4 protein-coding genes and 2 pseudogenes are annotated in these 4,569 nt (G+C 43.9%); all 6 read left to right on the top strand.

The window, feature by feature from the left end:
- The first annotated feature begins 574 nt into the window (after window positions 1-574).
- On the top strand, window positions 575-811 hold the full coding sequence (vapB, locus tag U9P07_03605) for a type II toxin-antitoxin system VapB family antitoxin (protein ID MEA2108484.1): 237 nt from the start codon (window positions 575-577) through the stop codon (window positions 809-811).
- A complete protein-coding gene (vapC, locus tag U9P07_03600; GenBank protein MEA2108483.1) occupies window positions 811-1,212 on the top strand; it encodes a tRNA(fMet)-specific endonuclease VapC in 402 nt (133 codons plus the stop codon). Before vapB ends, vapC begins: the two co-directional genes overlap by 1 nt.
- Before the next feature lie 132 nt (window positions 1,213-1,344).
- Window positions 1,345-1,743 carry a type II toxin-antitoxin system VapC family toxin gene (locus tag U9P07_03595; GenBank protein MEA2108482.1) on the top strand — a complete coding sequence of 133 codons (399 nt, stop codon included), beginning with the start codon at window positions 1,345-1,347 and terminating at the stop codon, window positions 1,741-1,743.
- 81 nt (window positions 1,744-1,824) lie between these two features.
- Window positions 1,825-1,947 (top strand): annotated as a pseudogene (locus tag U9P07_03590) (PD-(D/E)XK nuclease domain-containing protein).
- Between the two features lie 602 nt (window positions 1,948-2,549).
- Window positions 2,550-3,896 (top strand): putative DNA binding domain-containing protein, encoded by a 1,347-nt coding sequence (locus tag U9P07_03585; protein ID MEA2108481.1) that lies wholly within the window; start codon window positions 2,550-2,552, stop codon window positions 3,894-3,896.
- Between the two features lie 319 nt (window positions 3,897-4,215).
- Window positions 4,216-4,569: pseudogene (locus U9P07_03580) on the top strand (transposase).

Genomic DNA, 4,569 nt, shown 5'->3' with positions numbered 1-4,569 from the left:
CGGAATCCTCCTGTGTTAGGGTAGCCCCCTGTGTCAGAATAGATGTCGTGTGCTATAATAAATTCTTTAATTGAAAAGATGGGGGTGATTAAGGGGTTAAAACCATGCGATATCCAAAAGAAAGAGAAGAGGCTATACTGAAAAAGATGATGCCGCCAGACGATTTGAAGGCATTAACGCAGCAGATGATTTTCTAGATAGTGAACAGGGTTTGGACATGCTCGATAGTATCTGCATGATGCTCATTGCCGTTGGCGTTGGCAAAAACTTTAAGGCCATTGATAAAATAACAGACTGTAAATTTCTGGAGCAATATCCGGGAATCAACTGGAAAGGTGTTAAGGGTGTTCGAGATGTGATCTCGCATCAATATTTTAATATTTTAATATTGATGCTGAGGAAATTTTTTATATTTGCAATAATGATCTGGAGTTACTACGAACTACGGTGGATGAAATGATTCGAGATTCGTGAAAATTCGTCTAAATTAGTGGATTGAACAGACCGTTAAAGCAATAAAGCAACAACGTTCCCTTAATGCTTCCTAAATAGCTATTCTTAAGGAGATATTACTATGGCACACATCCAAACGACAGTTTTCAAAAGCAACCGAAGCCAGGCAGTTCGTTTACCTAAAGCGGTTGCATTTCCTGAATTTATAAAAAATGTTGAGATTACGTCGATCGGTAACAAACGAGTGATTACACCGGTTGGTCAATCCTGGGATGAGTGGTTTGATGCACCAGGCGTTTCCCGCGATTTTATGGAGGATCGGCAACAACCTGAAGATCAAATCAGGGAGCCCTTGTAATGTTGAAGTATATGCTGGATACAAATATTGTAATTTATACTATGAAAAATCGACCCACTAAGGTGAGAGAAGTCTTCAATCGGCATCAAGGACGAATGTGTATTTCTACCATAACCTTGGGGGAGATGGTGTTTGGAGCTGAACATTCCCAGCAGGTGGAACGTAATCTGACGGATATTGAGGCAATGGTTGCCAGGCTTGAAGTATTGCCATTTAATAATAATGCAGCATATCATTTTGGGCGGATACGGGCTGAATTGTATAGTATCGGCAGACCCATAGGGCCTTATGATATGATGATTGCCGGTCATGCCAGAGCTGAAGGCTTAATCCTGGTAACAAATAATGTAAATGAATTTAAATTGGTACCAGGGCTTATTCTTGAAAACTGGATCAATTAAGGGGAACAATTAGGGACACTCCTAATGTCAGGAGACGATTGCCTGATTTAAATACCTTCAGGAAAACAATTACGGTGCCGGCAATCCATTAAGCCGGGAAGTTGTTGATTTACGGTCTGCTGAGCGCTATTAATGATGATTTATGTAGATACAAGTGTGCTGGTGGGGTACTACTGTCCGGAGGCCTTAAGTTCACAGGCGGAGGAGTTGTCGCGAGAGCAGATAAAGCCGGGTTTGAGCAGCCTGACTGAAGTGGAATTTGCTTCAGCTGTGGCAAAAAAGGTGCGTCAACGAGAGTTGAGCCGCATAGATGGCAATCGAATTTTGGCAAAGTTTGTCTCCCATGTGAAGGCAGAGCTTTTTCAAATGATTCCAGTGGAAGATCATCATTGGCAACTCGCCCGTGGCTGGATCGGCCTTTTTGCAACCGCCCTGAGAACGCTTGATGCGCTTCACTTGGCAATAGCATCTGATAAAGAGCTTCCACTGGTTACGTCGGATAAAACTTTTTTCAGGCCGCTGAAGAGTTAGATGTTGATGCCATTTTGCTGGGCGTATAGGGGGCAGGGCTTTACTGCTGAAAGCAATGTCCTGCCGGTCAAAAAAAGTCTGCTGGCCAGCCTGAAGCAAAGTGCTCTGGACATCACCGCCGAAGATGTCACCAACAAAGGCCGTATCGATTTGACCGTGAAAATGGATAAAGTTATCTATATTATCGAATTTAAAGTTGATGGTGAAAATAACGAACCCTTGAGCGCTGGATCAAGCAACTGCGCGACGAAAAAAAGGTTGTTTTTAAAGGTGCACCGAAAACCGGTGGTTATTACGAAGTTATTCAAGAGAAATGAACCTTATGCGACTGACTCAAAGAGAAACAGACTTGCGCAACAACCTCGACCACGACTATCCAGAGAGCTTCGAACAGACCGTCCTGAGCCTTAACACCCTTTACGAGCAATGGCACCGAATGGAACATATGTATTTACAAGCACGGGAGTATTACCAGTCAAGAAATCGACCCCGAAATCGAGGAAGATAACATTTTGGGTCAAACATACGGAAAAAGGTTATCGAATCCCCGGATCCCTCGATAAAACCAGCGAAACCGTGGTCTGTCCCCAATTTCCGAAGATGTTTTATTCGAAGATTCCGGGGAAGAGTTTCGCGTCACCCTCTACTGGCCGAATTAAACAGCAACAACACCACTTAAACAACTGATTCAAGAGAGATAATGCGCCTGTGCTTGAAGAAGCCTGCACACAACTAACAACCTGGACCGAATCACATATAGTGACAAAATAGATTCTTAAACTGACATGCTCACAATCGACCAACTTTTGAAAACCGGAGAATCTCAAACCGTCGAATTCAAAGCCTCTTTTGGGCGCGAGACGGTTGAATCTCTGGTTGCATTCACCAATACACAGGGTGGAACTGTGCTAATTGGTGTCGCTGACGATGGTTCTGTTCTCGGGACAACGATCGGCAAAGAGACCCTGACCGATTGGCTCGGACAAATCAAATCCGGCACAAGCCCGTCAATTATCCCGAATATCGACGCAGTTCAAGTTGACAATAAATGGATTGTCGCAATCCATATCAATGAATATCCGGTTAAACCCGTCAATACGAAGGGACGCTACTTTAAAAGAGTCGCCAATTCCAACCACCAACTTGGTTTGAGCGAGATTACCGACCTCTATCTTCAATCACTACAGGCCTCTTGGGATGCACATGAAGCTTATGGTGAATCACTGGATGCATTATCTGTCAACAAAATTGAAAAATTCATCGCCATAGTCAACGAATCCGGCCGTTTCACTCTGGATCATTCTCCCCTTCTGGCATTGCAAAAACTGAAATATGTTATAAACGACAAGCCGACCTGGGCATCTACCCTTTTATTTGCAACGGAGCCGCCCCGACACCATATCCATATCGGTCGTTTTAAAACCCCCAGCATGATTATTGATGATCGCCAGATTACCGACACCCTGTTTGAGGCGGTTGAACAGGCGATGAAATTTATTGTCTCACATATCAGTGTGGCCTTCTCTTTTGACGGTGGCCTGCAACGCAAAGAACGTTTTGCCTATCCCCTGCCGGCCCTGCGTGAAGTCCTGCTGAATGCGGTTGTCCATCGTGATTACGGAAACTCATCAGATATCCAGATCAAAATTTTCGACGACAAAATTACAATCTTCAGCCCCGGCACACTTTACGGCGGCATAACCATAGAAGATTTAAAAACCGACACGTACCAATCCACTACCCGTAATAAATTAATCGCAGAAGCATTTTACCTGACAAATAATATCGAAAAATATGGTAGTGGCTATATTCGTATTCGTGAAGAACTGAAAGTTTACCCTGAACTTACTTTCAGTGTCGAAGAAACCAGCGGCGGCATTTTGGTCAGCTTTTGCCGGAGTGGCGGAGTAAATGAGGGAGTAAATGAGGGAGTAAATGAGGGAGTAAATGAGGGAGTAAATGAGGGAGTAAATGAACTTTATCTCTGCATCAAAGAGACTCCGGGCGTTAGAATTCCAGAACTCTCGCAAAAACTTCACGTTCCCGTCAAGACCCTTGAGCGCTGGATCAAGCAACTGCGCGACGAAAAAAAGGTTATTTTTAAAGGTGCGCCTAAAACCGGTGGTTATTACGAAGTTATTCAAGAGAAATGACCCTTATGCGACTGACTCAAAGAGAAACAGACTTGAGCAGCAGGAAGTGCTGCCGTCGGTTCAGGACTGGCAATTTTTTCGTAACTTGCGCAACAGCTTAGCCCATGACTATCCGGAAAGCATCGAACAGACCGTCCTGAGCCTTAACACCCTTTACGAGCAATGGCACCGAATGGAACATATGTATTTACAAGCACGAAAGGGTAAGTTAAGGGGTCGGGCCACATTAACCAATTAAAATAACGTAGGAATTAGGTGAAGTATATATCGAAATCAGGTTAATAATACACTTTTTACGGTCAAAAAAGGCATTATAGGTATGGCCAGAGCAAAAAGACACTACATTCCAGGTCAAATATGGCACATCACGCACAGATGTCACAAAAGAGAATTTCTGTTTAAATTTGCAAAGGATAGGCAGCGATGGCTCCAATGGCTTTACCAGGCTAGGAAACGGTATGGCTTGACGATTTTGAATTACATTGTCACCTCAAATCATGTCCATTTATTGGTGATGGATGACCGTGATTGAGACACGATACCAAGATCCATTCAACTTGTTGCCGGCCGAACCGGACAGGAATATAACCAAAGGAAAAATAGACAGGGGGCATTCTGGGAAGATCGTTACCATGCGACTGCAGTGGAAGACGGAGAGCATTTCCTGCGCTGC

This window comes from Pseudomonadota bacterium (assembly GCA_034660915.1).
Lineage (GTDB): Bacteria > Desulfobacterota > Anaeroferrophillalia > Anaeroferrophillales > Anaeroferrophillaceae > DQWO01.
Note: the sequence above shows the minus strand (reverse complement) of the source record. Positions and strands in the feature narration are given on the sequence as shown.

Coding starts and splice junctions, on each gene's coding strand:
- U9P07_03595 (MEA2108482.1), top strand. CDS start 1,345: ATGATGATTTATGTAGATACAAGTGTGCTGGTGGGGTACTACTGTCCG.
- vapB (MEA2108484.1), top strand. CDS start 575: ATGGCACACATCCAAACGACAGTTTTCAAAAGCAACCGAAGCCAGGCA.
- vapC (MEA2108483.1), top strand. CDS start 811: ATGTTGAAGTATATGCTGGATACAAATATTGTAATTTATACTATGAAA.